Source organism: Nocardia sp. FDAARGOS_372, from assembly GCF_002554515.1.
GTDB classification, from domain to species: Bacteria; Actinomycetota; Actinomycetes; order Mycobacteriales; family Mycobacteriaceae; genus Nocardia; species Nocardia farcinica.
The window spans coordinates 1777743-1802804 of record NZ_PDDW01000001.1 but is presented as its reverse complement, the minus strand read 5'-3'; the positions used below and the strand labels follow the sequence as shown (position 1 = coordinate 1802804).

Here is a 25062-nt window from a genome sequence, read left to right as displayed (position 1 = left end):
GACCCGCGACCCGGTGTCAGCGCAGCGTGCTCGACGACAGCACCTTGGCCACCCGGATGGCGATGACGACGCGGGTCGGGTTCTCCCGCGGCACCCGGTAGCGGCCCGCGTAGCGGTGTTCGGCGTCGGCGACGCTGTCCGGGTCGTCCAGGACGGTGGCCGGGCCCTCGAGGGTGAGCCAGCGCGCGCCGTCGACCTGGCTGACGGCCGCGTAGCCGGAGCGGCGCACGTTGCGCACCTTCACCGAGCCGTCGTTGGTGATGATCCGGGCGATCCCGGCCTCGGGGTCCCAGGTGAATCCGACGGCGACCACGTGCGGGGTGCCGTCGGCCCGCAGCGTGGTGAGGGTGGCCAGGTGCCGCTCGGCGACGAATGCGGTGGCGGCGGGCGTCAGTTCGGCGGTGGTGGTCGGCATCCGTCGACGGTAGCCGGTGCGCGGGTGGCGGCGGGTGGCCGGGATGACAGACTGGGCCGCATGGGATCGCGAGAGATCGACGCGGGCGCGGTGCTGCTGCTCGGTGGACGCAGTGAGATGGGTGTGCGGATCGCGCAGCGGCTGGCCCCGGGGCGGACGGTGATTCTGGCGGCGCGGCGCAGCGGCGAGCTGGCCGAGGAGAGCGCCGCGGTGCGTGCGGCCGGGGCCGGCGCGGTGCACACCGTCGAATTCGATGCCGACGACACCGCGAGCCACCCGGCCCTGCTGGAGAAGATCGCCGCCGAACACGGCCCGCTCGGGGTGGTGGTGCTGGCCTTCGGTGTCCTGGGCGACCAGGCCCGCGCCGAACACGACCCCGCGCACGCGCTGGCGGTCGTGCACACCGACTATCTCGCCCAGGTCAGCGTGCTCACCACCGTCGCGACCCTGCTGCGCGCTCAGGGCAGCGGGCAGATCGTGGTGTTCAGCTCGGTGGCGGGGGTGCGGGTGCGCCGCGCCAACTACGTCTACGGCTCGGCCAAGGCGGGCCTGGACGGCTTCGCCTGCGGCCTCGGGGACGCCCTGCACGGCAGCGGCGTGCACCTGTTGCTGGTGCGGCCCGGTTTCGTGATCGGCCGGATGACCGAGGGCATGGACCCGGCGCCGTTCTCCAGCACCCCCGATCAGGTGGCCGAGGCGGTCGAGCGCGGCCTGCGCCGGCGCGCGGAGACGGTGTGGGTGCCGCGGGTGCTCGCGCCGGTGTTCTTCGGGATGCGGCTGCTGCCGCGGTTCGTCTGGCGGCGGATGCCGCGATGAGCCTGCTCGACCGATGCGGGGGGAGCGGACGGCGGTGAGCGGGTGGCCGGGACGCCCCATCGCGGTCGTCGGGATCGGCGCGGACGGCTGGGCCGGGCTCGGGGCGGCCGCGCGCGCCGCGCTCGCCGAGGCCGAGGTCGTGTTCGGGTCGGCCCGGCAGCTGGCCCTGCTGCCCGTGGACTGCCCGGCGCAGCGCCGGGCCTGGCCCTCGCCGCTGCTGCCCGCGCTGCGCGAGCTGTTGCTCGCCTGTGCGGACCGGCGGGTGGGCGTGCTGGCCTCCGGCGATCCGATGTTCTTCGGCATCGGGGTGACGTTGGCGCGGATGTTCGGCGCCGACGCGCTGCGGGTGCTGCCGCAACCGTCGTCGGCGTCGTTGGCGTGCGCGCGCCTGGGCTGGCCGTTGGCCGAGGTGCCGGTGGTGAGCGTCGTGGGGCGGCCGCAGGCGGGTGTGCTGCCGGAGTTGAGTGACGGGCGACGCCTGCTGGTGCTCAGCGCCGACGAGACGACCCCGGCGGCGCTCGCGCATCTGTTGCGCGTCAACGGTTTCGGCGGATCCCGGCTGACCGTGCTCGAACAACTCGGCGGCCCGGACGAACGCATCGTCACCGGCACGGCGGCCGACTGGCCGCGCCGCAGCGGCGATCCGCTCAACATCGTCGCGATCGAGTGCGCCGCCGACCCCGCCGCCGTGCGCCTGACCCGCACGCCCGGCCTGCCCGACGCGAGTTTCGGCGGCGACGGCCAGCTCACGAAGGCCGAGGTTCGCGCGCTCACCCTCGCGGCCCTCGCACCCGCCCCCGGGGAACTGTTGTGGGACATCGGCGGCGGCTCCGGCAGCATCGCGATCGAGTGGTGCCGCACCCACCCCGCCTGCCGGGCGGTCACCTTCGAACGGCTGGACCGCCGCCGCGAGCAGATCGGGCGCAACGCCGAGGCCCTCGGCGTGCCGCAGGTGGTGGTGCGTGGTGAGGTGATGGCCGAACTCGCCGCCGATCCCGGAGCGGCGCCCGACGCGATCTTCGTCGGCGGCGGCCTCACCCAGGACGGTCTGCTCGATACTTGCTGGGATCGGCTGCGTCCCGGCGGCCGGCTCGTCGCCAACGCCGTCACCGCCGAAACCGAGGCGTTGCTGGTCGATTCGGCCGCGCGCCGCGGCGGTGCGTTGCGCAAGTTCCAGATCTATCGCGCCGAGCCGCTCGGCGGTTTCACCGCCTGGCGCCCGCAGCTGCCGGTCGCGCAGTGGTCGGTGGTGAAAGCGTGAAACACCGGCGCGGCGGCGGTAGGGTCGGACGCGTGATCCGATCGTTATCGGAATTCCGTGTCATCTTGGGAGATTCATGAAGTACAAGAAGTTCGCCGCCACCGCGCTGCTCGCCGTCGCCGCCACCGGCGTCACCGCGGGCACCAGCTACGCCGATCCGTCGGTGCCGCCCGCCGCGCAGGAGCAGGCCCCGCCGGCCGCCCGCGGCGTGGACAAGGGCGTCGACTACACCGCCGCGCTCACCGCGGCGGGCAACGCCATCGTCACGACCGTCACCGGCGGCGCGTTCAGCCTCGACGCCGACGGCTCGGCGGTCACGCTGACCAACGACGCGGGCGAGGTCGTCACCCGTATCCCGCTCGCCGCGCGCGATGCCGCCAACGGCGCCGAGGTGCGCCTGGTCGCCGCGGTCGACGACGCGGGCCGCAGCCTGACGCTCACCCCGCAGGCCGAGGTCGTCGCCGTCAAGGACATCAGCGCGCAGCAGTGGTTCTTCGCCGAACTGCAGCGCGCCTCGCTCGGCGCGGCGGTCGGCGCCGTGATCGGTGGCCTGATCGGGTTGCTCGGCCTGGTGGTCGGCGTCATCCCGGGCGCGGCCATCGGGGCCGTCATCGGCCTGCTCGTGGCGGGCGGTCCGGCGCTGATCGACTCCGGCATCGCCTACTTCAGCGGCCAGCCCTGAGAGTCCTGATCCTGGGCGGCACCGGGGAAGCCCGGCGGCTGGCCCAGCTCGCCTCCGGCGAGCGGGGACTCGAGCTCGTGTCCTCGCTCGCCGGGCGGGTCCGCGACCCGCTGCTGCCCGCGGGCACGGTCCGGGTGGGCGGTTTCGGCGGCGCCGACGGGCTGCGGGAGTGGTTGCGCGACAACGCGATCGACGTCGTCGTCGATGCCACGCACCCGTTCGCCGCCGTGATCGGTGCCCATGCCGCTGCCGCCACCACCGCCACCGGCATCCCGCTGCTGCGGCTCGAGCGCCCGGCCTGGTCCGCGCGGCCCGGCGACCGCTGGACGCACGTGCCCGATCTGGGCTCCGCCGCCCTGGCGTTGCCCGGGCTCGGCGCCCGGGTCTTCCTCACCATCGGCCGTCAGGGCGTGCACGCCTTCGCCGCTCTCGCCGATCCGTGGTTCCTCATCCGCGCCATCGATCCCCCGGCGCCCCCGCTGCCGCCCCGGCACGAGCTGATCCTGGCCAGGGGCCCGTTCACGGTCGAAGCGGAAACCGCGCTCATGGCCGAGCGGCGCGTCGACGTCCTGGTCACCAAGAACAGCGGCGGCGCACAGACCGCGGCGAAGCTCGACGCCGCCCGTGCGCTCGGTCTGCCGGTCCTCGTGATCGACCGGCCCGCGCCCGCGCCCGCGACTGCCGTGGTCGCCACGCCGGACCAGGCGCTGGCCTGGCTGCGTACCCGCGCGGCCGGCTGATCAGGTGCCGAGCAGTTCGGGCAGGCGGTCGAACCAGGCGAGCACCGCGCGCTCGTACCCGATGCCGAATTCGAGGGTGGCGCGTTGGTGCGGTGGCATGCCGGCGCACTCCTCGGCGAGATAGCGGTTCAGCCGGGCCTGGTGGATCTCGCGGTTGGCGGCGATGATGACGGCCAGGCGCTCGGGGTCGACGTGGCGGCCGAAGTGCATGGTCAGCAACAGCGGCACCCGGATCGTCTCGGCGCCGGGGTCGCGCACCACCCATTCCAGGAAGGCGGCCCGGCCCGCCTCGGTGAGGTGGTAGGGCGTGCGGTCCCGCGCGCCCGCCTCGCCCTTCTCCACCAGCCCGGCCTCGGCCATCGCGGCGAGTTCCCGGTAGACCTGGCTCTGCGTGATGGTCCAGAAATCGCCGATCCGTTCCTGCGCCACCGTCACCAGGTCCCAGCCCGACATCGGGCCCTCGTGCAGAAAGCCGAGGAGTGAGGCGGCGGTGGAGTTGAGCGGTTTGCGTCCGTTCGCCGTCACGGCGCGTGCCTTTCGCCCCGACATTCCATAGTGGAATATTAGCCGATCGGGTTCGCGGCGTGGTCGGCGTACCGGCGCGAGGTGTAGACGCGGGTGCCGTGGGCGGAGTCGACCGTGGCCGTGGTCGAGGCGCCGATGATGAGCAGCGTCCGCATGTCGACCTCGGCCGGATCCAAGTCGGCCAGGGTCACGACGCGCACCCGCTCGGTCGGCCCGCCCACGTCCCGGCCGATCACCACCGGGGTGTCCGGCGTGCGGTGTTCGAGCAGCAGCTCGCGCATCGCGCCCACCTGCCAGGTGCGTTGCGAGGACGCCGGGTTGTAGATCGCGATGGCCATGTCGGCGGCGGCCACCGCGGCCAGGCGCTTGGCGACCACGTCCCAGGGCTTGAGGCGGTCCGACAGCGAGATCATCGCGTAGTCGTGGCCCAGCGGTGCACCGACCCGGCTGGCCACCGCGTTCGCCGCGGTGAGGCCGGGCAGCACCCGCACCGGCACCGCCCGCCAGCGCGGATCCGCGGATTCCTCCAGCACGGCGGCCGCCATCGCGAAGACGCCCGGGTCGCCGGAGGAGACCACGGCCACCCTCGCACCGCGCAGCGCGAGATCGAGCGCCATCGCGGCGCGCTCGGATTCGACGCGGTTGTCGCTGGCGTGCCTGCGCTGGCCGGGGCGATGCGGGACGCGATCGATGTAGGTGGTGTAGCCGACGAGATCGGTCGCGGCGGCCAAGGCCTCGCGGACCTCGGGGGTGGTCCATTCGGGGTTGCCCGGGCCGAGGCCGACCACGACGACCTCGCCGACGGTGGGCGACGACGGGGCGGAGTCCGGAAGGGTGGCGGGCTCGGCCGGGGCGTCCTCGCGGCGGGCGGACGCGGCGCGCGGTCCGGCGTCCACGCGCGGCAACGGTGTCGTCGGGCGCGGGCCGGGCACGAGGGTGATGGAGAAGTACGGCACGTCCGCGTCGTCCACCTCGCCCGCTCGCAGCACGCGCTCCCGGTCGCTGCTCGCCCGCTCCACGTAGTAGGCGTCGTCGAGTCGGCCTGCCTCGGAAAGAGCCTGGCGCACACCGGGATAGGTGCGCCCGAGTTTCATGATGGCGGCGGCGTCGGTGTCGCGCAGGCGGCGGGTGAGCTCGTCGACGGGCATGGTGCCGGGCAGCACGGTGAGCACCTGCTCGCCCTCCACCAGCGGCGTCCCCAGCGCGGCCGAGGCCGCGCTCACCGAGGTGATGCCGGGAATGATCTCGGCCTCGAACCGGTCCGCGAGCCTGCGGTGCATGTGCATGTAGGAGCTGTAGAACAGCGGGTCACCGGCCGCCAGCAGGGCGACGGAGCGGCCCGCGGCCAGGTGGGTGGCGAGCCGTTCGGCGGCCTCGGCGTAGAACTCGTCGATCGCGCCCTGATAGCCGCCGGGGTGGTCGGTGGTCTCGGTGGTGACCGGATAGATCAGGTGCTCCTCCAGCTGGCCCGGCCGCATGTACGGCGCGGCGATGCCGCGGGAGATGCTGCGTCCGTGCCGGGCGCTGTGGAAGGCGATCACGTCGGCGGCGGCGATCACCCGCGCCGCCTTGACCGTCACCAATTCGGGATCGCCCGGCCCGAGCCCGACGCCCCACAGCTTGCCCGGGGCGTGCCCGTTCGTGCTCATTCCTCGTCGCTCGCAATCGCATTCAGCGCGGAGGCGGTGATGGCGCTGCCGCCGCGCCTGCCGCGCACGGTGAGGTACTCGACGCCGCCGTGCTCGATCAGCGCCTGCTTGGACTCGGCGGCGCCGACGAAGCCGACCGGGATGCCCAGCACCGCGGCCGGTCGCGGCGCGCCCGCGTCGAGCATGTCGAGCAGGTGGAACAGTGCCGTCGGGGCGTTGCCGACGGCGACCACGGCGCCCGCGAGCCGGTCCCGCCAGAGTTCCAGCGCCGCCGCCGACCTCGTGGTGCCCAGTCGCGCGGCCAGCTCCGGCACCCGGGGATCGCGCAGCAGGCAGATCACCTCGTTGTCGGCGGGCAGCCGCCGTCGCGTGACACCGGCGGCGACCATGTTCGCATCGCACAGGATCGGTGCGCCCGCTCGCAAGGCCGCCCGCGCCGCGGCCACCACGCCGGGGGAGTAGGCGATGTCACCGGCCAGGTCGACCTGCCCGCACCCGTGGATCATCCGCACCGCCACCCGCGCGACGTCCGTGGGGAAGCCGCTCAGGTCGGCCTCCGCGCGGATGGTCGCGAACGAGCGCCGATAGATCTCGGCCCCGTCGGTGAGGTAACTGGCGCGCACGTCGGACATGCGGTCTACCCTAACCGGCGCCCGTCGGCGCGCCGGCGGGGCTCGAGTCGCGCCGATCGCGCGGACCGCGGCCCGGATGGCGGCCGACGTCGAACCGGGGCCCCGCCGAAACGCCCGGCGGCGGAGTCGGCGGCCGAGGGAGGGATGCCGGGCGTCGAAGGCGTCCGCGGGCTGGGTGGTGTCAGGAATCGACCGCGCGCAGTGCCACGCAACACTCTCCGGCGCGGGGCGCGAGCACGGCCTCGACCGAGTCGGCCGCCAGTCCGGCGAGCATTCCGGCACAGTAGGCGTGGTTGAGCCCGCACACCAGCTCGGGTTCGCGCCGCGCGAGCGGGTGGAACGGGCAATTGCGCAGGCGGACCTCGCCGGCACCGTCGCGGCTCGGCTCGAACCCCTGCGCGGCGAGGAGTTCCTGCACCAGCGTGAGCGCACGCTCGGGGCCGAGCCTGCCGGGCCGTACCCGGGCACGTTCGCGCTCACCGAGTTCGGTGCCGTGCCGGGCCGCGACCCGCATCGCCGCGTCTCGCGCGCGCTCGCCGGAACCCTCGTCCAGCACGGCGCCCATCAGGATCTCCGCGAGCACCTCGTATCGCCGCTCGGGGATGCTGACCTGCACCTCGGTCTCGGCCGGTTCGTACACCTTCGGGGCGCGGCCCACCCGCCGGACGCCACCGGGGGATTCGTAGCGGGCCCGCAACAGGCCCGCGTCGACGAGCTTGTCGAGATGGAACGCCGCGAGCTTGCGGGAGATGCCGACTTCGGCGGCGGCCTCGTCGCGCGTCACCGGCCTGCGCATCCGGCGGATGAAGCGGAACATCCCGCGGCGCAGCTCGTCGTCGAGTGCGGCGACGGCGCCGATCGCCGAATCATCGGTCATCGAACCACGATAACGCCAATACGTGATGTCGGAAACCGAGATGGAAGCCGGTGTGGTGCGTGGTCTTGACCCCGGCGTTGATAACGCCAATACTTTTTGGTGAAATAGCCCATCCGAGGAGGCCATCGTGACCAGCGACATGGATCGAGCCAAACGCCCGGTGAGCGCCGCCCTGGCCGGGCCCTACGGGCATCCGTTCCACCCGATCCTGGTGACCGTGCCGATCGGCGCCTGGATCGCGGCCTCGGTGTTCGACCTCGCCTCCCACGTGGTCGACGACCCCGACTTCCTGGCGCAGGGCGCGTCCTGGCTCATCGCGATCGGCATCCTCGGCGCGCTCGCCGCCGCGGCGGTCGGACTGCTCGACCTGGCGGCGATTCCCACCGGCACACCGGCCTTCCGCACCGTCCTGGTGCACATGAGCCTCAACGTCGCCGTCGTGCTCGCCTACGCCGCCGGGTTCCTCTGGCGGCGCAGCGGCGACGGCCCGCACGGCGCCGTCGCGCTCGGCCCACTGCTGCTGAGCCTGCTCGGCCTGCTCACCGTCGCCGTGTCCGGGTATCTGGGCGGCAAACTCGCCTACCGCTACGGCGTGCGCGTGGCCGAGGAGTCCGTCCAGGCCACCGGTTTCCAGCACTGACCCATCGACCCTCGAGGAGCTGATCATGGGCATCGCCGCCTTGATCCTCTGGATACTCACCGCCGCGGGCGGCCTGCTGATGTTCGCCGTCTGGATCGCCAAAGGCGGAGCGCGCCAGCCGCGCACGACACATCTACCGCCGCCGGTGCTGTTCGGCCACCTGCTGCTCGCGGTGGCGGGCCTGATCGTCTGGATCGTCTACCTGCTCACCGATCACGACGCGCTGGCGTGGATCGCCTTCGTGCTGCTGCTCCCGGTCGCGCTGCTCGGCGCGGTGATGCTGCTGCGCTGGCTGCCGGTGCGGCGAGAGCGCGACGCGGCGGCCGCCGCCGACGGCCCACCCGAACGGCACTTTCCGGTCGTGGTCGTGCTCGGCCACGGTGTCTTCGCCGTCGCGACCGTGATCCTGGTGCTGGCGACGGCGCTGGAAGTGGGGAACTGACCGTGTCCCACCCCGCGCTACGGGTCGTGCCCGATTCCGGTGCGATCGATCTGACCGCCGCCGAACGCGCGGCCGCCGACTTCCTCGCCGCCCTCGGCGTCTCCCTCGACGACGAACACCTGCGCGCCACGCCGGGCCGCATGGCGCGGGCCTACGCCGAGCTGTTCACCCCGCGGTCGTTCGATCTGACCACCTTTCCCAACGAGGAAGGCTACGACGAGCTCGTTCTCGCGCGCCGCATCCCGCTGCGTTCGGTGTGCGAGCATCACCTGCTGCCGTTCGTCGGCGTCGCGCACGTCGGCTACCTGCCCGGCGACCGCATCCTCGGCCTGTCGAAACTGGCGCGCGTGGTCGAGCACTTCTCCCGCCGCCCGCAGGTGCAGGAACGGCTCACCAAGCAGGTCGCCGACTGGCTGGCCGAACACCTGCGCCCGCGCGGGGTCGGCGTCGTGATCGACGCCGAGCACACCTGTATGACGTTGCGCGGCGTGCAAGCCGTCGGCACCAGCACGGTCACCTCCACCATGCTCGGCACACTGCGCGAGGACCCGAGATCGCGCCAGGAATTCTTCTCCCTGACCGGTATCGCACCCTGAGCGGTGGGTGCCGTCAGGCTTCCGTGTCGTCCTGGCGGGTGCTTCGGGTCGGGCGGCGGCGGAGCACCTCGGCCAGCACCGCGGCCTGGCTGTGCTCGAGGTCCCGGGTGGCCGTCAGCAAGGTCACCGGTCCGTCGGCGACCGCGCGGCGCAGGTGCTCGACGGCTTCGCGTGCCGGGCTCGTGCGCAATTCGGCCAGGTACCGGCGCCGGAACTCGGCGAACCGCTCGGGGTCGTGGCCGTACCACCTGCGCAGCTCGGTCGAGGGCGCGACGTCCTTCAACCACTCCACGGGAGCGAGGTCGTCCTTGCGCACCCCGCGCGGCCAGACCCGATCGACCAGAACCCGGGCGCCGTCCTCGGGTGTGTGCGGATCGTAGACCCTGCGCGGAGTGACCGGACCGCTCATGGCTCCATTGTCGTCGTCTCGGCAGCGGGGGCCCACGGCAGGCTCGGTGTACCTGCGGATCTACGACACACTCGAGTCCGAATGGCCGCTGCCCGCGGACACTTTTGACATCCCGACCTCCTTCGGCAGCACGCTCGGGCGGCGCTCGGGCGTGGGGGAGCGGACGCCGATGGTGCTGCTGCATCCGGTCAACGGCAGCAGCCTGTACTGGCGCTCCGTGGTCGCGGACCTGGCGCGCGACCGGGAGGTGTACGCGCTGGACACGATCGGGACGGCCGGGCGCAGCGTGCAGACCGCGCCGCTACGGGGCGAAGCCGATGTCGCGGTCTGGCAAATCCGAGAAGAACACGCGGCGGATCGCGGAGTGGCTGACGACCAGCGTCGGGACCGCGAGATCTACCCGGGGACGGGCCACGGGATCGTCGAGCAGATCCCCGATCGGATCACCCGCCGCATCCTCGAATTCGTCGAGCCTCTCGACGAATTCGCGACCACCGGCCGGTGAGGACCGCCCGTCACGGGCCTACGCGCGCCTCCGGGACGGGATCCCCACCGCGCGGGGTGATGCGGGCAGGTTCTCGCGGATCCAGCGCGGCGCCACGGCGAGTCCCACGACCGCGAGGCCGGCGGCGGCGAGGACGGGCACGGCGAGGTGCAGGCCCGCCAGGGCAAGCCCGGCCGACTGGACGAGACCGACACACAGCATCTCCACCGACAGCGGGATGGTGTAGTCGGTGGCGGCGGTCTCGGCGCGGGCCCACTGCATCGACACCGCCGCCACGCACGTGACGACCCCGCCGTAGACCACCGTGATGCCGACCAGCGCGAGCACCGCCAGCAGCGGGCCCGCGCGGCCGAGGGCGGCCGGGAGCGCGGCGAGCACGGCCGGGACCGCAGCGGTGGCGAGGCCCAGACAGGTGGCGGCGAGCCCGTAGCGGACCACCACCGCGCCGACGAGCACGGCCGCGAGCGTCTGCGCCGCCGTCGCCGTCGCGGTCGCGACCGCGATGCCGTCGAGGCTCCATCCCGCGGCCAGCAGGATCGCGTGCTGCGGCGCGTAGGCGAGCCAGATGCCCGAGCCGAAGAGCGGCAGCATCACCAGCGCCCACCACCGGTTGCGCCGGTGCCGGAAGTACCCGAGCACCGGACTCGGCACGCGGGCCGGGGCGCGGTTCTGCGGCTCCGCCATGCGGGCCAGCACCGCCAGCGGCAGCACGAACACCGTCGCCAGCACGAGCACCGTCACCGTCCACCCGGCCCGCGCGTACAGCAGCAGCGCCCCGCTGGAACCGACCAGCATCGACAGGCTCGCCGAGGCGACCTGCACCCCGTTGACGAGCCCGCGATCCAGCGGCGCCGTGCGCACGACCGTCAGTCCCGCCAGCGCGCTGTCGTGCACCGCCGACACCACCAGGACCAGCCCGGTCACCGCCAGCACGAGCGGGAGTTGCCGCACCGGGTCCAGCGGGGCGACCGCGACGATCGCGGCGACCAGCAGCAGCTGAGTGCGGATCAGCCAGCCGCGGTAGTGGCCGCGCCCGCTGCACCGCACTCGGTCGACCACGGCCGCGGCGAGGAACCGCAGGCCGTAGACCGCCCCGAACACCTGCAACAACGCCGCGGTCGACAGCGGCGCACCGTGACCGAGCAGGATCGTCGACAGGGTGAGGACGAAGAAGGTGTAGCCGATGTTGGCGACGAGGTGCAGGGTGCCGACCACACCGAGAGTCGCGAGGTCGGGCCGCGGCCTGCTCATGCGTCGGCCGGGGTGAGCCGCCAGGCCGCGGCCTGCGCGAACCGGCGCTGCAATGTCGCGAACACCCCGGTCCCGCTTCGCAATTCGGCCACCGTGCCCGCTTCGACCACGCGCCCGTCCATCAGGGCGACGACCCGGTCGGCGGCGGCGATCGTGGCCGGCCGATGGGCGATCACCAGGACGGTGCGGGCCGGATCGGCGGCGAGTTCGGCGATCGCGGCGGCGACCGCGTGCTCGTTCTCCGGGTCCAGCGCGGAGGCGGCCTCGTCGATGAGGACGATCGGCGCGCGCTTCAGGAACGCCCGGGCGATCGCCACGCGCTGGCGCTCGCCGCCGGACAACCGCGACCCGCCTTCGCCGACCCGGGTGGCCCACCCGTCCGGAAGCCGCTCGATCACCTCGTCGAGCCGGGCCGCCGTGGCGGCCGCGGCCAGGTCGGTGCGGGTCGCGTCGGGCCGGGCGATGCGCAGGTTCTCCTCGATGGTGTCGTCGAACAGGTAGACGTCCTGGAACACGATCGCGATCCGGTCGAGCAGCGCGTGCGGGTCCAGCTCCCGCAGGTCGACGCCGCCGAGGCGGACCGCGCCCCGGTCGGGATCGAAGAACCGGGCGACGAGCCGGGTGATCGTCGTCTTCCCGGAGCCGGACGGGCCGACGAGGGCGGTGGTGCTGCCGGCCGGGCAGTGCACGGACACCCCGCGCAGGGCCGGCGTGCGGGCGCCGGGATAGGTGAAGGTCACCTCGTCGAACTCGACCACGCAGTCGGCGGGCACCGGGGCCGGGTGGTCGCGGGTGGGCAGTGCCGGGGTGTCGAGCAGGGCCCGCACCCGCACCGCGGCGTTGTTCATCGCGTGGACGGCGCCGATGAGTTCGACGAGGTTGCCCAGCGGTTCGAGGAAGCGGGTGGCGAGCACCAGCAGCGCCACCAGGTCGGCCGCGGGCAGCTGCCCCTCGGCGACCAGCGCGGCGGCGGCGACCAGGACCGCGGCGAAACCGGCCATCACGACGGCGGTGAAGGTCAGGTCGGGGACCATCGAACGCCGCAGGCCCCGCCGGTAGACCGCCCGGTGTTCGTCCAGCGCCGCCCGCATCCGGGCGGTGCCGGTGCCCGCCTGACCCGCCGCCCGCAGCACCGGCTGCGCCTGTCCCAGCTCGACCGCCCGCCCGGCCAGTTCGGTCGCCGCCTCCTCCAATTCGATGTCGGCCTGCGAGGCGATCCGCCCGGCCCGGCGCAGCGCCAGCAGCGCGGGCGGCAGCACGGCGGCCAGCAGCAGGGCCAGCCGCCAGTCGACGGCGAAGGTCATCGCCACGATCGTCAGCGGCGTGAGCAGCGAGGTCACCGCGGGAGCGCCGATGGTGACGGCCAGGTGGCCGATGTTGTTGGCGTCGGCGGTGGTCGCCCGCGTCAACTGCGCCTTGTGTTCGGCGGTGAACCAGCCCATCGGCACGGTGGCGACATGGCGGATGATCCGGTGCCGGATCTGCGCGGTCAGATCGACGGCGGCGGCGAACGCGACCGGTGTGGTCAGGACCGTCAACACCGCGTAGGCGACGAGACCGGCAGCGGCGGCGGCCAGCCAGGGCGCGGCCTCGTCGAACCGGGGCTGGGGCTGGAGCAACGCCCGCAGGATCGGGATCGCACTGCCCAGCAGCAGGCCCTGCAGGATCGACTGGACGGCGTTGAGGGCGCCCAGCCGCACCAGCAGGCCGGGATGGGGTGCGAGCCGGTAGAGGTTGGTGATCATCGGGTTCCTTCTCGGGGTGGGGGTCAGTCCTGGGACGCGCGGTGCTGGGCGGCCCACATCCGCGCGTAGCGCCCGTTCACGGCGAGCAGGTCGGCGTGGCGTCCGCGTTCGACGACGCGGCCGTCGTCGAGGACGAGGATCTGGTCGGCTTCGGTGATCGTGTGCAGGCGGTGGGCCACGACCAGGACGGTCCGCCCGGCGATCAGCGCCGAGAGCGCGTGCTGCACGGCGGTTTCGCTGTCCGGGTCGAGCGCGGCGGTCGCTTCGTCGAGCACCACGATCGGCGCGTCGGACAGGATCGCCCTGGCGATGGTGAGCCGTTGCCGTTCGCCGCCGGACAGTTCCACGTCCTCGCCGAGCACCGTGTCGTAGCCGTCGGGGAGGGCGGTGATGACGTCGTGGATCGCGGCCGCCTTCGCCGCGGCCTCGACCTCGTCCCGCCCGGCCTCGGGTCGCCCGAGCCGGATGTTCTCGGTGACGGTGTCGCGCACGAGCACGACGTCCTGGAACACCAGTGCCATCGAGGCGAGCAGGCGTTCGGTGGGGATGTCGCGCACGTCCACCCCGCCGATCCGCACGGCACCGCCGGTCACGTCGTGGAACCGGGGGACCAGGGCGGCGAGGGTCGATTTCCCCGCGCCGGACGGGCCGACCAGCGCGGTGATCGTGCCCGGCTCGCACACCGCGCGCACCCCGCGCAGGACCTCGGTGCGGCCGTCGTAGGAGAAGTGGACGTCGTCGAATTCGATCCGCGCGCCGTCGGGGAGGGCCGGGTTCGCCGGTTCGGGCAGTGGCGGATGCCGCAGCAGCCCTTCGATGTTGCCCGCGGCCGCCCGCCCCTTGCGCAGTCCCTGCGAGCCCTGGATGGCGGGGTTGATCGTGGTGGGCAGGCCGATGCCGACCACGAGGAACGGCACCAGATCCGCGGCGGGCATCCGGCCGGCGGCCAGCAGCGCCACCCCGGCGACCGCGAGGACCGTCAGCAGCGACATCTCCGAGGACAGCAGCCGCGACAGCGCGCTGCTGTACTTCGTCTCGGCGGCCCACGCGGCGAGCGCACGGGAGTGTACGCGCACCGCGCGGTCGAACCGGTCCAGCACCCGTCCGCCCGCGCCGTAGGTCTTCACCACCGCCACGCCGTCGGCGTATTCCACGCTGGCCGAACTGATGTCGGCCTCGGCGGCGATCAGCCGCGCGGTGTGCCTGCTGGCCGAACGCATCGCCACCCGGTAACTCACCGCGAGCATCAGCAGCGCCGCCACCGCGGCGCCGGTCAGCCGCCAGTCGACGGAGCACAGGTAGGTCAGGCCGAGCGCGACGGCCACCACCGCACCCACGATCTCGCCGAGCGCGTGGGCGATCAGGATGTGCATGTCCTCGAGGTCGTTGGTCATGCGCTTCTTGATCCGGCCGGAGCCGTTGCTGGTGAACCAGCCCAGCGGCAGTGCGCCGAGGTGGCGGATCATGCGCGCCCGCAGGTCGTGGAGCAGCCGTGCGTCGGCGTAGTGGCCCAGCCGCGACGAGGCGAACAGCAGCACCATGCGTCCCGCGGCCCCGGCGATGCCGACGGCCACCCAGAGGCGAACCGTCGCGACGGACTCGGCGGTGCCGTCGGCCAGGACGGCGCGGGCGATCTCGGCGATCGCCAGGTAGGGCAGGAATCCGCAGACGGCCCCGGCCGCCGACAGCACCGCGCAGACCAGCAGGTGGGTGCGCACGGGTGCGAGCAGGCGGGACAGGGCGCCGGGTGCGGCCAGGCCGACATCGGGTGCGGTGGTGGTCATGATCCTCCTCAACGACTGACCGTCAGTCAGTGGAACTGTATTAGGTGACCCTGACCTCGGCAAGGGGCTCGTGCCGTCGCACCCGGCGCGCTGGTTAGAGTCGGCCGGGTGAACAAGAAGGCGCCTCGGACCAAACCCGCCGAACAGCGGCGTCACGAGTTGCTGGACGCGGCAGAGGAATTGGTGCTGCGCGCCGGATCGGACGCCTTCACCGTCGACGAGGTCACCAGCGGCGCCGGTGTCGCGAAGGGCACGTTCTACCTGCACTTCGCCAACAAGGCCGAGGTGCTGCGGGCACTGCGGGAGCGCTACCTGACCCGCTTCGTGGCGGCGCAGCTCGCGGCGGCCCGCCGGGCGGACGGCGTGGCGGCCGTCGAGCAGTGGATGCTCGTCGGGATCACCGAGTACCTGCGCGACCTACGGCTGCACGACGTGCTGTTCCACACCACGAGCGCCGATCGCGCGGCGCCGAACCCGGCTGTCGACACGCTCGTCGACCTGCTGTCCGAGCTGGCGAATCCGCCGGCCGATCCGCGCTCGACCGCGGTCGTGCTCTATTCGGTCATGCACGGCGCGGCCGACCACATCGCCCACGCCCCCGAGGACGAACCGGCCTTGCGGGCGACGGTCGCGCAGGTGTGCCGCACGCTGCTGGCGGGCGACTGAGCGGATCGGCCTGTTCGGGTCAGGCCGGGCCGGTGACGTGGTAGCCGTCGGCGGCGGCGGTCACCTCGACCACCGGCCCGCGCGGACGGCCGCAGCGGCGATCGCAGCCGGACCAGTGTTGCCGTCCGGCGACGGCCAGCTGGTCGGCGGCCCGCGGCCCGGCGGCGAGAGTCGTCGGCTCGCCGGGACCCGGCACCCGCCCCTCGGCGACGGCCGCCGCGACGTCGGCGCGGACGTCGGTGTGCGACTTCGCGCACCCCGGACGGCCCGCGCAGGCGCTCACCAGCAGCCACGGCGAGTTCGCGTCGAAGATCAGGCCCATCGGGGCGAGCACGCGCACCACCTGTTCGGCGGTCCATTCGTCCAGGTCGGTGACGACGAGGCCGCGCCAGGGGGTGAGGACGACCGGTCGTTCCACCGCGACGAGGAATTCGGCGGTGCGTGCGGGCAGCGAGCCCAGCGCGACGCCCGCCCCGAGCGCGACCAGGCCGTCGTCCTGCGGCAGCCAGCCGATCGGCGGCGCGGCGGGCGGTGCGGGTTCCACCCGGTCGTCGGTGGGGGAGAGGCCGAGCCGGTCGACCACCCGGGCCGCGCCGTCGGGGATCTCGTGCAACCGCCATTGCCCGGAGCTCAGCGCGAGGAAGGCGTGGGCGGCCGCGATCATCACGTCGACGGCGTCGGTGGCCGCCAGGCGGATGCCGGTGTCGGCGCCCGCCAGCAGCAGGGCGAACTCGTCGGTGACCGCCTGCACGCCGATGTCGCCGCCGAGTGCGCTGATCGCGCCGCGGCCGTCGTCGAGGGTGAACAGGACCCGGCCGGGCAGCGACGCCAGCGCCGGGTCCGCCAGCAGGCGGGCGTCGAGCGCGGCGACCAGCGGGTGCACCGCGCCGGTGCCGCCGGTGCGGCCCGCCAGGGGGGAGGCGACGATGTTGCGCACCCGCTCGTGGGAGTGGCTCGGCAGCAGACCGGCCGCCTCCAGGCGGGCGGTCAGCTCGGCGGCGTCGCGGACCCGGCGCAGTTGCACGTTGCCGCGGGAGGTGAGTTCGAGCGCGCCGTCGCCGAGCTCGGTCGCGGCCTCGGCCAGTCCGCGCAGCTGATCGGGCGTGAGCAGTCCGCCGGGGATTCGGACCCGCGCCAGCGGGCCGTCGGCGGCCTGGTGCAGGCGCAGCACGCCGGGGCAGGCATCGGGGGCGGTTCGGGTCATGACCCTCTCAGCCTACGTCCCGCGGTCCTCGTCCGGCCGACCGCTCGCCCGGCGCGGGCGACCACGGGCCAGTACTGTTGCGTTCCATGAGTTTCCCGTCCGAGATCGTCGACCGGCTGGCGATCACCGATGTGCTGACCCGACTGTTCGTCTACACCGACCAGAAGCGCTGGGACGACCTGCTCGACCTCTTCGCCGCCGAGGTCGATTTCGACGGCGGTACCGGACAGGCGCAGCGGCGCCCGGCGACCGACATCGCCGCCGACTGGAAGGCCGCGCTCGAGCCGCTCGACGCCGTACACCACCAGGCCGGCAACTACCTGGTCGACCTCGACGGCGACCGCGCCGACGTGCACGCCGACTCCATCGCCGTGCACGTGCGCGAGGACGCCACCCAGGGCAAGACGCGCACGTTCATCGGCAGCTACCGCCTCGGCGTGCACCGCGACGGCGCGGGTTGGCGCATCGACCGGTTCCACTACCGGCCGAAGGTGATCGAGGGCAACGTCGACCTCACCTGAGCGGCGGTCGGCGGCGTCGCGAGACCCCGACGACGGCCGTTCGGCGTCGCGCGGTCACCGATCGATGCACGGCGCGCCGCCCACGATGGGGCGGACGCCCGCGATCACCGGGTGGCCGCGGCGGGTAGCATCGCCGGTGCTCGGCGGGCGTCGAGGAAACCGGTGGAATTCCGGTGCGGTCGCGCCACTGTGAACAGCCAGACCCTCTCCGGCGAGCACCACACCCGATGGGCGCGTCACCCGAGGAAGGTCTTTCGTGATCCTGCTGCTGTCCACCTCCGACACCGATCTGCTCAGCGCGCGCGCCAGCGGCGCCGACTACCGCCTGGGCAATCCCGCCCGCCTGCTGGTCGACGACCTCCCGGGCTTGCTCGACGGGGCCGATCTGGTGATCGTGCGCATCCTCGGCGGCAAGCGGGCCTGGGCGGAGGGCCTGGCCGCGCTCCAGGACAGCGGGGTGCCGATGGTGGCGCTCGGCGGTGAGATCGCCCCCGATGCCGAGCTGATGGAATGCTCCACGGTGCCCGGCGGCGTCGCGGCCGACGCGCACAACTACCTCGCCGCCGGCGGCCCGGAGAACCTGCGCCAGCTGCACAACTTCCTCTCCGACACGGTGCTGCTCACCGGCCACGGATTCGAGCCGCCGGTGCACCTGCCTGCCTGGGGCGAACTAGACCGGGAACCCGCCGCGCTCGGGCCGGACGCGCCGACGGTCGGCATCGTCTACTACCGTGCCCAGCATCTGGCCGGCAACACCGCCTACGTCGAGGCGCTCTGCCGCGCCGTCGAGGACGCGGGTGCGCGGGCGCTGCCGGTCTACTGCGCGTCGCTGCGCACCGCCGAACCGGAGCTGCTGGCCACCCTCGGCCGCGCCGACGCCCTGGTGGTGACCGTGCTCGCCGCGGGCGGCACCAAACCCGCCGCGGCCTCGGCCGGTGGTGACGACGAAGCCTGGGATGTCGGCGCGCTGGCCGCGCTGGACGTGCCGATCCTGCAGGGCCTGTGCTTGACCACCGGCCGCGCGCAGTGGGAGGACAACGACGACGGCCTGTCCCCGCTCGACGTCGCCACCCAGGTCGCGGTGCCGGAGTTCGACGGCCGGATCATCACCGTGCCGTTCTCGTTCAAGGAGTTCGACGCCGACGGGCTGTCCACCTATGTGCCCGACCCCGAGCGGGCCGCGCGGGTGGCCGGCATCGCCGTCCGGCACGCCCGGCTGCGCCACATCCCCGCGGCCGACAAGCGGCTGGCGCTGATGCTCTCGGCGTATCCGACCAAGCACGCCCGCATCGGCAACGCCGTCGGCCTGGACACCCCGGCCAGCACCATCGCGCTGCTGCACGAATTGCGCGCGGCCGGTTACGACCTCGGCGAGCCGGGCGAGGTGCCCGGCTTGGCCGAGCACGACGGCGACGCCCTCATGCACGCCCTCATCGCCGCGGGCGGCCAGGACCCGGACTGGCTGACCGCCGAGCAACTGGAGGGCAACCCGATCCGCATCGGCGCCGACACCTACACCGCCTGGTTCGGCACCCTGCCCGCGGAGCTGCGCGACGCGGTGGTCGAGGCGTGGGGCCCGCCGCCCGGCGACCTCTACGTCGACCACTCGGCCGACCCGAAGGGCGAGATCGTCATCGCCGCACTGCGTTTCGGCAACATCGTGCTCATGGTGCAGCCGCCGCGCGGCTTCGGCGAGAACCCGGTCGCCATCTACCACGATCCCGACCTGCCGCCCAGCCACCACTACCTGGCCGCCTACCGCTGGCTGGCCGCGCCCGTCGAGCAGGGCGGCTTCGGCGCCGACGCGATGGTGCACATCGGCAAGCACGGCAACCTGGAATGGCTGCCGGGCAAGACGCTGGGCATGTCGGCGGCCTGCGGCACCGACGCCGCGCTCGGTGACCTGCCGCTGATCTACCCGTTCCTGGTCAACGATCCCGGCGAGGGCACCCAGGCCAAGCGCCGCGCCCACGCCACCCTGGTCGACCACCTCATCCCGCCGATGGCGCGCGCCGAGAGCTACGGCGACATCGCCCGGCTCGAGCAGTTGCTCGACGAGCACGCCAACATCTCCGCGCTCGACCCGGCCAAGCTGCCCGCGATCCGCCAGCAGATCTGGACCCTCATGCGCGCGGCCGAGATGGACCGCGACCTCGGGCTCGAGGAGCGTCCCGACGAGGACTCCTTCGACGACATGCTGCTGCACGTCGACGGCTGGCTGTGCGAGATCAAGGACGTGCAGATTCGCGACGGCCTGCACGTGCTCGGACAGCCTCCGGTGGGGGCCGCCGAGGTGGACCTGGTGCTGGCGATGCTGCGCGCCCGCCAGCTGTGGGGCGGCGAGACCACCGTGCCCGGCCTGCGCGAAGCGTTGGGCCTGGACGAATCCGGGTCGGAGAGCCGCGAGCGGGTGGACGCGGTGGAGGAGCGGGCGCGCGAACTGCTGCTCGCCCTGCAGGCCGCGGACTGGTCGGTGGACGCCGTCGACGGCCTGATCGACCGGTTCGCCGGGCAGCTGTTCGCCGACGCGGGCGGCGACCGGGAATCGGTGTCGGCGGTCCTGCGGTTCGCCGCCACCGAGGTGGTGCCGCGGCTGCGCGGCACCGGTCAGGAGATCGCGCGGGTGCTGCACGCCCTCGACGGCGGCTTCGTCCCGGCCGGGCCCAGCGGCTCGCCGCTGCGCGGGCTGATCAACGTGCTGCCGACCGGGCGCAACTTCTACTCGGTGGACCCCAAGGCGGTGCCGTCGCGGCTGGCCTGGGAGACCGGCCAGGCGATGGCCGACTCGCTGCTGCAACGCTACCTGGCCGATCAGGGCGAATACCCGCGCTCGGTGGGTCTGTCGGTGTGGGGCACTTCGGCGATGCGGACCTCCGGCGACGACATCGCTGAAGTGCTCGCGCTGCTGGGCGTGCGGCCGGTGTGGGACGAGGCCAGCCGCCGCGTCACCACCCTCGAGGTGATCCCGCTCGCCGAACTCGGCCGCCCGCGCATCGACGTCACCGTCCGCATCAGCGGCTTCTTCCGCGACGCGTTCCCGCACGTGCTGGCCCTGCTCGACGACGCGGTCCGCCTCGTCGCCGACCTCGACGAGCCCGCCGAGGACAACTACGTGCGCGCGCACACCCTCGCCGATGTGGCCGAGCACGGCGACCGGCGCCGTGCCACCACCCGCATCTTCGGTTCCAAGCCGGGCACCTACGGCGCGGGTCTGCTCCAGCTGATCGATTCCAAGAGCTGGCGCAGCGACGACGACCTCGCCCAGGTCTACACCGCCTGGGGCGGCTACGCCTACGGTCGCGGTCTCGACGGCGCCCCCGCCGCCGAGGACATGCGCAGCGCCTACCGCCGGATCGCGGTGGCGGCCAAGAACACCGACACCCGCGAACACGACATCGCCGACTCCGACGACTACTTCCAGTACCACGGCGGCATGGTCGCCACCGTCCGCGCGCTCACCGGCACGAACCCGCAGGCCTACATCGGCGACAGCACCCGCCCCGACGCCGTGCGCACCCGCACCCTCTCCGAGGAGACCACCCGCGTCTTCCGTGCCCGCGTGGTGAACCCGCGCTGGCTCGAGGCCATGCGCAGGCACGGGTACAAGGGCGCGTTCGAGATGGCCGCCACCGTCGACTACCTGTTCGGCTACGACGCCACCACCGACGTGGTCGCCGACTGGATGTACGAAAAGCTCAGCGAGAGCTACGTCTTCGACGAGACCAACCGCAAGTTCATGCAGCAGTCCAACCCCTGGGCCCTGCACGGCATCGCCGAACGCCTCCTGGAAGCGGCCGAACGCGGCATGTGGTCGGCCCCCGAACAGCAGACCCTGGACCGCCTGCGCCAGGTGTACCTGGAGACCGAGGGGGAGCTGGAGTAGCCGAACCGGTCGACCGTGGCGGCGTCGTCGGAAGCGGCGCGGGCGATCTCCCGCGTTTCGGCTGCGCCGTCCTCGGCGACGAGCGCTGGGGTCGCGGGGATCAGCTCGGGCAGGAACGGGTCTGCGGGTGTCCGGCGAAGCGGTCGCGGGTCCAGGAGATGAGGTCGGGGATCAGCGGGGAGTCGGCGGCGACGACGCCGACGTGGTCGCGGCCGGGGTAGACGCGGTAGTCGATGTTCCAGCCCTCGCCGCAGCGGTCCTTCGCGTACGCGTCCTGGATCGCGGGAGCGATCAGCGGGTCGGCGCCGCCCTGGGCCAGCAGCAGCGGGACGGTGAGGCTTCCGGCCGGGGTGTTCTCCCGCAACCGGGCACCGAACGGCCCCTGGAGCGGGTCGATCGCGAAGATGGGGTGGTCCTTGTCGATCGACAAGGCGGTGAGAACCGAGACCAGCATGCCGGGTTCGGCCAGGCAGCGTCGGCTCATGTCGCGCACCAGGGTGCGCGCGGCCGGGATGATGTAGGTGTCGTAGCCGACGTCGGGGTAGGTGGCGGTGTAGGCGGCCACCACGTAGGAGGAGAACACCGAACCGCCGGTCACGCTGGGCAGATGCCGCACGAGCCCGACCGCGTCGCTGGCCGGCGCCATCGCCGCGACCGCGACGACGTCCGTGTCCGGTGCGTAGGTGGGCGCGAGCAGGCCGGTCCACAGCGCGGCGTGCCCGCCTTGGGAGTGACCCCACACCACGGTGCGGTCGGCCAGTTCGATGTCGTCGAGGTGCCGGGCCGCGCGCACGGCGTCCAGCACCGAGTGGCCCTCACCGGTGCCGATCAGATACGGGTGCGGGCCCGCGGTGCCCAGGCCGGTGTAGTCGGTGGCGACCAGCGCCCAGCCCTCGGCGAGCAACTGGGGCAGGGCGGGCATCGCGCCGGAGGCCAGTGGGTGGGCGAGCAGGGTGGGTGCGCAGCCGGTCGCGTAACCGGTGGTGCCGTGCGCCCACGCCACCACCGGGCGCGGGCCGGGCGGCGCGTCGCGCGGCACGAGCACCAGACCGCTGGCGAGTGCGGGTTTTCCGGCCGCGTCGGTGGTCGAGTAGAGGATGCGCCAGGCGCGGGCCTGGTCGGGGATGTCGCGGTCGAACGGTTCCGCGAGCAGCAGGCGGCCCGGCTCGGCGGGAACCTTGCCGCCCGGTGCGGAGTAGAAGTCCTCGGTGTGCGGCACCCCCGCCCGCAGATGCGCGCTCACCGACGCCGCGGCCACCGCCAGCACCAGCGCCAGCCCGGCCGCGGCCACCCGCCCGACCCGTGCGAACCGACCGCGCGGCGCTGTGTCGATCCGTGCGGTATGCGCTCCCGGCCGCGTCGCCCACAGCAGCCCGGCGCCCAGGGCGACCGTCCTGATGCCGAACAACACCGCGACCACCAGCAGCGTCACATCCGGCCACAGCCAGGCCACCACGCCGAGCACGACCTCGGCCACCCCGAGCAGGCCCGCGGTGAGCCGGTCGTCGAGCGCGCCGCGGCGAACCGCCGCCACCCGCACCAGCCCGCCGACCACCAGCACCGCGGCCACGAATCGCGGCAGCAGATCGATCGCCCACCCCATCTGCACCAGCACGAGCACACCGACCAGGACCCAGCCGGCGGCCAGCGCCATCGCGGGCCGGCCCGCCCGGCGCGGCAACACCAGTTCCCCGACGCCGGTCACCACGCACCCGCAGGCCACCAGCACCGCCAGCGCCGTCAACGAGGTCAACGGCCGCACCACCAACAGTGCGCCCACCGCGATCGCGGCCACCCCCAGCGCCGCGCTCACGCCCTTGGGCAACCGCGCCGCCACCTCGGCCGCCCCCGGCACCCGCGAACGAAACCCTCTGTCGGCCATGCGCGCTCCTCGACTCCCGGCCCGCGCGACCTGCGTCGGCGAACCACCGGTTACCGGTCATGCTCGCACGGGGACCGCCGCGACCGGTGGATGTCGGACGAGGTCGGTGTCGCGGCGGGCTCGGAGACCCGGTGGCTGCGTTCAGGTGTAGAGGCGGGCGAGGAAGGCGTCGAGGTTGTCGTTGAGGCGGGCGATCTTCTCGTCGAGGCCGAGGTCTTCCTGGTAGCGGGCCCCGGCGGCCGGGCGCTTCTTGCCGCGGGCGTAGAGGGAGCAGGCCAGGTCGGTGCACATGTAGGTGCCGATGGAATTGCCGCGCCGACCGGATTCGCCGGCCTTGTGGGCCGTGAGCAGGGACACGCCGCCCCCGGTGTGGGTGGTCAGGCACAGCGCGCACAGCTGCGGGCGGCCCGGCCCGCCGGTCTCGTAGCGCAGGGCGACCCCGACCGGGCCGTCGGCGCGGGGCACGACCAGGTAGGCGCGGCCGGGCAGCGACGGGTCGCTCCAGCCGAGGAAGTCCAGGTCGTCCCAGGGGCGGTCGGCGAGGTCGCGGGGCACCGGCAGGCGCTTGGCATCGCCCTTGGAGCAGTTGACGAACGACGAGCGGATCTCGCGTTCGGTGAGCGGCTGCACGGGAAATCCTTCCGTACGCGGACATGAACCGACCAGACGCTACGGTTTCCGCGACCGATCGGCAACGGATTTTCCGATCAGGCGCGCAGGGCCTCGACGAGGTAGTCCATGCTCTCGTCGAGCAGATCGGGCAGGTCGTGCTCGAGCGCGTGCAGGATGTCGATCACCGAATCGGCGTAGGTCCAGAAGCGGAGTTTGGCGCGCAGCCGCGCGTCCACGGTTCGGCCGCGGTGGTGCTGGACGCGCTCGACGAAGTCGGGCCCCGCGTCGGTCCACAGATAGAGCAGGTCGTAGTCGGGGTCGGCGATCTGGAGGTCGCCGAAATCGATGACGCCGGTCACCTGCTGCCCGGTGACCAGCAGGTGATCGGGACTCACGTCGGCGTGGATCAGGGTGGGGGTGTAGGCGAAGTTGGCGTCGTCGGCGAGGTAGGCGGTCCAGGCGGCGCGCAGGGTCGCCGCGTCCGGTGGGGCGAGGCGGGGCAGCACCGCGCTGTCGGCCTCGGTCAGGTAGTCGGTGAATTCGTCGCGCATATCCCGGTTTTCGACGCCGAGCTGCCGGGCCCGGTCGACCGGAAAGGCGTGCAGTTGGTCGAGGAACCGCGCGACCTGACCGGCGGCGGCGTCGGATTCGGCCAGCCCGCGCGCGACCCACTGGTCCTCGGTGAGCGATTCGCCGGGGACGGCCGGGTAGATGCAGAACTCGCCGGGGCCGAGCGGATTCGGTGCGGTGCAGAGGAACTGCGGGATCGGCAGCGCCAGGGTGGGCGCGAGTTCGGGCAGGACGCGGGATTCGCGCGCGATGCCCGCGGCGCCGTCGGTTCCCTTCGGGCAGCGCAGCACGTATCGCTCCCCGTCGTGCTCGAGCAGGAGGGCGACGCTGTCGAGGCCCGCGCCCAGCACCCGCAACCGGCCGGCGGTCGCGGCGGCGACGGGGGTGGCGCGCAGTGCCGCCCGTAGTCGGGGTTCCCAATCGTCGGGCAGGGTGACGGTCGCGCTCGTGTCCACGACGCGATCTTAGGCGCCGTGCCCGAAACGGCCGGTTCAGGCGGATTCGGCCAGACCGGCCGACCGCCACACCGCGGCGAGTTCGTCCAGCGGCAGGTCGAGCGCCTGGCTCAGCGCCACCACGGTGCCGAAGGCGGGGGAGGGCAGCCGTCCGGTCTCGATCTTGCGCAGCGTCTCCGGGGAGATGCCCGCCGCCGCGGCGACCTCGCCGAGGTCGCGCCCCGCGCGGGCGGCGCGCAGTCGGCTGCCGAGGCGGCGGCCGGCCTCGATCTGGGCGGGCGTGAGCGGGAGACGGACCAT

25 protein-coding genes are annotated in these 25062 nt (G+C 73.3%); 11 read left to right on the top strand and 14 right to left on the bottom strand.

Annotated elements, in window-relative coordinates; all coding sequences use genetic code 11:
- Nucleotides 1-16 precede the first annotated feature (16 nt).
- Complete coding sequence (locus CRM89_RS08920) at nt 17-415, bottom strand: PPOX class F420-dependent oxidoreductase (protein ID WP_011209690.1); 399 nt, start codon at nt 413-415, stop codon at nt 17-19.
- A gap of 60 nt (nt 416-475) precedes the next feature.
- Between CRM89_RS08920 and CRM89_RS08915 the strand changes: the two genes are divergently transcribed.
- From CRM89_RS08915 to CRM89_RS08900, 4 genes are all read left to right on the top strand, one after another.
- Complete coding sequence (locus CRM89_RS08915) at nt 476-1231, top strand: SDR family NAD(P)-dependent oxidoreductase (protein ID WP_011209689.1); 756 nt, start codon at nt 476-478, stop codon at nt 1229-1231.
- Nucleotides 1232-1244: 13 nt separating this feature from the next.
- The gene (cbiE, locus tag CRM89_RS08910) at nt 1245-2492 is read left to right on the top strand and encodes a precorrin-6y C5,15-methyltransferase (decarboxylating) subunit CbiE (protein WP_098083731.1); all 1248 of its coding nucleotides are present in this window, start codon (nt 1245-1247) and stop codon (nt 2490-2492) included.
- Between the two features lie 76 nt (nt 2493-2568).
- Nucleotides 2569-3174 (top strand): hypothetical protein, encoded by a 606-nt coding sequence (locus CRM89_RS08905; RefSeq protein WP_098083730.1) that lies wholly within the window; start codon nt 2569-2571, stop codon nt 3172-3174.
- Entirely contained in the window at nt 3171-3914 is a 744-nt protein-coding gene (locus CRM89_RS08900) for a cobalt-precorrin-6A reductase (protein WP_172964618.1), read from the top strand. The genes CRM89_RS08905 and CRM89_RS08900 overlap by 4 nt, the downstream gene beginning before the upstream one ends.
- Here CRM89_RS08900 and CRM89_RS08895 read toward each other — a convergent pair whose 3' ends face one another.
- From CRM89_RS08895 to CRM89_RS08880, 4 genes are all read right to left on the bottom strand, one after another.
- Entirely contained in the window at nt 3915-4463 is a 549-nt protein-coding gene (locus CRM89_RS08895) for a PadR family transcriptional regulator (RefSeq protein ID WP_060590703.1), read from the bottom strand.
- A 14-nt stretch (nt 4464-4477) separates the two neighbouring features.
- Nucleotides 4478-6088, bottom strand: a complete 1611-nt coding sequence (locus tag CRM89_RS08890) for a precorrin-2 C(20)-methyltransferase (RefSeq protein ID WP_098083729.1) — start codon at nt 6086-6088, stop codon at nt 4478-4480.
- Nucleotides 6085-6720 carry a precorrin-8X methylmutase gene (locus CRM89_RS08885; protein ID WP_098083728.1) on the bottom strand — a complete coding sequence of 212 codons (636 nt, stop codon included), beginning with the start codon at nt 6718-6720 and terminating at the stop codon, nt 6085-6087. The genes CRM89_RS08890 and CRM89_RS08885 overlap by 4 nt, the downstream gene beginning before the upstream one ends.
- A 181-nt stretch (nt 6721-6901) precedes the next feature.
- A complete protein-coding gene (locus CRM89_RS08880; RefSeq protein WP_060590706.1) occupies nt 6902-7597 on the bottom strand; it encodes a metalloregulator ArsR/SmtB family transcription factor in 696 nt (231 codons plus the stop codon).
- A gap of 127 nt (nt 7598-7724) precedes the next feature.
- On the opposite strand from CRM89_RS08880, the gene CRM89_RS08875 reads away from it, so the two are divergent.
- Genes CRM89_RS08875 through folE form a run of 3 tightly spaced genes read left to right on the top strand, consistent with a single transcriptional unit; the run spans nt 7725 to nt 9275 of the window.
- Nucleotides 7725-8237: a DUF2231 domain-containing protein gene (locus tag CRM89_RS08875; RefSeq protein WP_216641967.1), complete on the top strand. Its 513-nt coding sequence runs from the start codon at nt 7725-7727 to the stop codon at nt 8235-8237.
- Between the two features lie 25 nt (nt 8238-8262).
- The gene (locus CRM89_RS08870) at nt 8263-8679 is read left to right on the top strand and encodes a hypothetical protein (RefSeq protein WP_098083727.1); all 417 of its coding nucleotides are present in this window, start codon (nt 8263-8265) and stop codon (nt 8677-8679) included.
- Between the two features lie 2 nt (nt 8680-8681).
- On the top strand, nt 8682-9275 hold the full coding sequence (gene folE / locus CRM89_RS08865; protein WP_086842888.1) for a GTP cyclohydrolase I FolE: 594 nt from the start codon (nt 8682-8684) through the stop codon (nt 9273-9275).
- A 13-nt stretch (nt 9276-9288) separates the two neighbouring features.
- Here the strand turns inward: folE and CRM89_RS08860 are convergent, their stop codons facing one another.
- Nucleotides 9289-9684, bottom strand: a complete 396-nt coding sequence (locus CRM89_RS08860; RefSeq protein ID WP_098083726.1) for a DUF488 domain-containing protein — start codon at nt 9682-9684, stop codon at nt 9289-9291.
- Nucleotides 9685-9730: 46 nt separating this feature from the next.
- On the opposite strand from CRM89_RS08860, the gene CRM89_RS08855 reads away from it, so the two are divergent.
- A complete protein-coding gene (locus CRM89_RS08855; RefSeq protein WP_098083725.1) occupies nt 9731-10189 on the top strand; it encodes a hypothetical protein in 459 nt (152 codons plus the stop codon).
- Between the two features lie 18 nt (nt 10190-10207).
- Here CRM89_RS08855 and CRM89_RS08850 read toward each other — a convergent pair whose 3' ends face one another.
- Genes CRM89_RS08850 through CRM89_RS08840 form a run of 3 tightly spaced genes read right to left on the bottom strand, consistent with a single transcriptional unit; the run spans nt 10208 to nt 14969 of the window.
- Entirely contained in the window at nt 10208-11440 is a 1233-nt protein-coding gene (locus CRM89_RS08850; RefSeq protein ID WP_098083724.1) for an MFS transporter, read from the bottom strand.
- Nucleotides 11437-13185 carry an ABC transporter ATP-binding protein gene (locus CRM89_RS08845; protein ID WP_098083723.1) on the bottom strand — a complete coding sequence of 583 codons (1749 nt, stop codon included), beginning with the start codon at nt 13183-13185 and terminating at the stop codon, nt 11437-11439. The genes CRM89_RS08850 and CRM89_RS08845 overlap by 4 nt, the downstream gene beginning before the upstream one ends.
- Nucleotides 13186-13208: 23 nt before the next feature.
- The gene (locus CRM89_RS08840; RefSeq protein WP_060590722.1) at nt 13209-14969 is read right to left on the bottom strand and encodes an ABC transporter ATP-binding protein; all 1761 of its coding nucleotides are present in this window, start codon (nt 14967-14969) and stop codon (nt 13209-13211) included.
- A 108-nt stretch (nt 14970-15077) separates the two neighbouring features.
- On the opposite strand from CRM89_RS08840, the gene CRM89_RS08835 reads away from it, so the two are divergent.
- Nucleotides 15078-15635 carry a TetR/AcrR family transcriptional regulator gene (locus CRM89_RS08835; protein ID WP_050768057.1) on the top strand — a complete coding sequence of 186 codons (558 nt, stop codon included), beginning with the start codon at nt 15078-15080 and terminating at the stop codon, nt 15633-15635.
- Between the two features lie 19 nt (nt 15636-15654).
- Here the strand turns inward: CRM89_RS08835 and cobG are convergent, their stop codons facing one another.
- The gene (cobG, locus tag CRM89_RS08830; RefSeq protein WP_060590723.1) at nt 15655-16839 is read right to left on the bottom strand and encodes a precorrin-3B synthase; all 1185 of its coding nucleotides are present in this window, start codon (nt 16837-16839) and stop codon (nt 15655-15657) included.
- Nucleotides 16840-16925: 86 nt separating this feature from the next.
- On the opposite strand from cobG, the gene CRM89_RS08825 reads away from it, so the two are divergent.
- On the top strand, nt 16926-17360 hold the full coding sequence (locus CRM89_RS08825; RefSeq protein ID WP_060590725.1) for a nuclear transport factor 2 family protein: 435 nt from the start codon (nt 16926-16928) through the stop codon (nt 17358-17360).
- A gap of 256 nt (nt 17361-17616) precedes the next feature.
- Nucleotides 17617-21243, top strand: a complete 3627-nt coding sequence (cobN, locus tag CRM89_RS08820) for a cobaltochelatase subunit CobN (protein ID WP_098083722.1) — start codon at nt 17617-17619, stop codon at nt 21241-21243.
- A 100-nt stretch (nt 21244-21343) separates the two neighbouring features.
- Here the strand turns inward: cobN and CRM89_RS08815 are convergent, their stop codons facing one another.
- From CRM89_RS08815 to CRM89_RS08800, 4 genes are all read right to left on the bottom strand, one after another.
- The gene (locus tag CRM89_RS08815; protein WP_098083721.1) at nt 21344-23125 is read right to left on the bottom strand and encodes a lipase family protein; all 1782 of its coding nucleotides are present in this window, start codon (nt 23123-23125) and stop codon (nt 21344-21346) included.
- A gap of 141 nt (nt 23126-23266) precedes the next feature.
- Nucleotides 23267-23755 carry an FBP domain-containing protein gene (locus tag CRM89_RS08810; RefSeq protein ID WP_011209667.1) on the bottom strand — a complete coding sequence of 163 codons (489 nt, stop codon included), beginning with the start codon at nt 23753-23755 and terminating at the stop codon, nt 23267-23269.
- 77 nt (nt 23756-23832) lie between these two features.
- On the bottom strand, nt 23833-24762 hold the full coding sequence (locus tag CRM89_RS08805; protein ID WP_060590733.1) for a phosphotransferase family protein: 930 nt from the start codon (nt 24760-24762) through the stop codon (nt 23833-23835).
- Between the two features lie 36 nt (nt 24763-24798).
- On the bottom strand, nt 24799-25062 hold the full coding sequence (locus CRM89_RS08800; RefSeq protein ID WP_011209665.1) for a helix-turn-helix transcriptional regulator: 264 nt from the start codon (nt 25060-25062) through the stop codon (nt 24799-24801).

Coding starts and splice junctions, on each gene's coding strand:
- CRM89_RS08815 (WP_098083721.1), bottom strand. CDS start 23,125: ATGGCCGACAGAGGGTTTCGTTCGCGGGTGCCGGGGGCGGCCGAGGTG.
- CRM89_RS08825 (WP_060590725.1), top strand. CDS start 16,926: ATGAGTTTCCCGTCCGAGATCGTCGACCGGCTGGCGATCACCGATGTG.
- CRM89_RS08800 (WP_011209665.1), bottom strand. CDS start 25,062: ATGGTCCGTCTCCCGCTCACGCCCGCCCAGATCGAGGCCGGCCGCCGC.
- CRM89_RS08905 (WP_098083730.1), top strand. CDS start 2,569: ATGAAGTACAAGAAGTTCGCCGCCACCGCGCTGCTCGCCGTCGCCGCC.
- cbiE (WP_098083731.1), top strand. CDS start 1,245: ATGCGGGGGGAGCGGACGGCGGTGAGCGGGTGGCCGGGACGCCCCATC.
- CRM89_RS08895 (WP_060590703.1), bottom strand. CDS start 4,463: ATGTCGGGGCGAAAGGCACGCGCCGTGACGGCGAACGGACGCAAACCG.
- cobG (WP_060590723.1), bottom strand. CDS start 16,839: ATGACCCGAACCGCCCCCGATGCCTGCCCCGGCGTGCTGCGCCTGCAC.
- CRM89_RS08840 (WP_060590722.1), bottom strand. CDS start 14,969: ATGACCACCACCGCACCCGATGTCGGCCTGGCCGCACCCGGCGCCCTG.
- CRM89_RS08860 (WP_098083726.1), bottom strand. CDS start 9,684: ATGAGCGGTCCGGTCACTCCGCGCAGGGTCTACGATCCGCACACACCC.
- CRM89_RS08870 (WP_098083727.1), top strand. CDS start 8,263: ATGGGCATCGCCGCCTTGATCCTCTGGATACTCACCGCCGCGGGCGGC.
- CRM89_RS08885 (WP_098083728.1), bottom strand. CDS start 6,720: ATGTCCGACGTGCGCGCCAGTTACCTCACCGACGGGGCCGAGATCTAT.
- CRM89_RS08845 (WP_098083723.1), bottom strand. CDS start 13,185: ATGATCACCAACCTCTACCGGCTCGCACCCCATCCCGGCCTGCTGGTG.
- CRM89_RS08890 (WP_098083729.1), bottom strand. CDS start 6,088: ATGAGCACGAACGGGCACGCCCCGGGCAAGCTGTGGGGCGTCGGGCTC.
- CRM89_RS08850 (WP_098083724.1), bottom strand. CDS start 11,440: ATGAGCAGGCCGCGGCCCGACCTCGCGACTCTCGGTGTGGTCGGCACC.
- CRM89_RS08920 (WP_011209690.1), bottom strand. CDS start 415: ATGCCGACCACCACCGCCGAACTGACGCCCGCCGCCACCGCATTCGTC.
- CRM89_RS08915 (WP_011209689.1), top strand. CDS start 476: ATGGGATCGCGAGAGATCGACGCGGGCGCGGTGCTGCTGCTCGGTGGA.
- CRM89_RS08880 (WP_060590706.1), bottom strand. CDS start 7,597: ATGACCGATGATTCGGCGATCGGCGCCGTCGCCGCACTCGACGACGAG.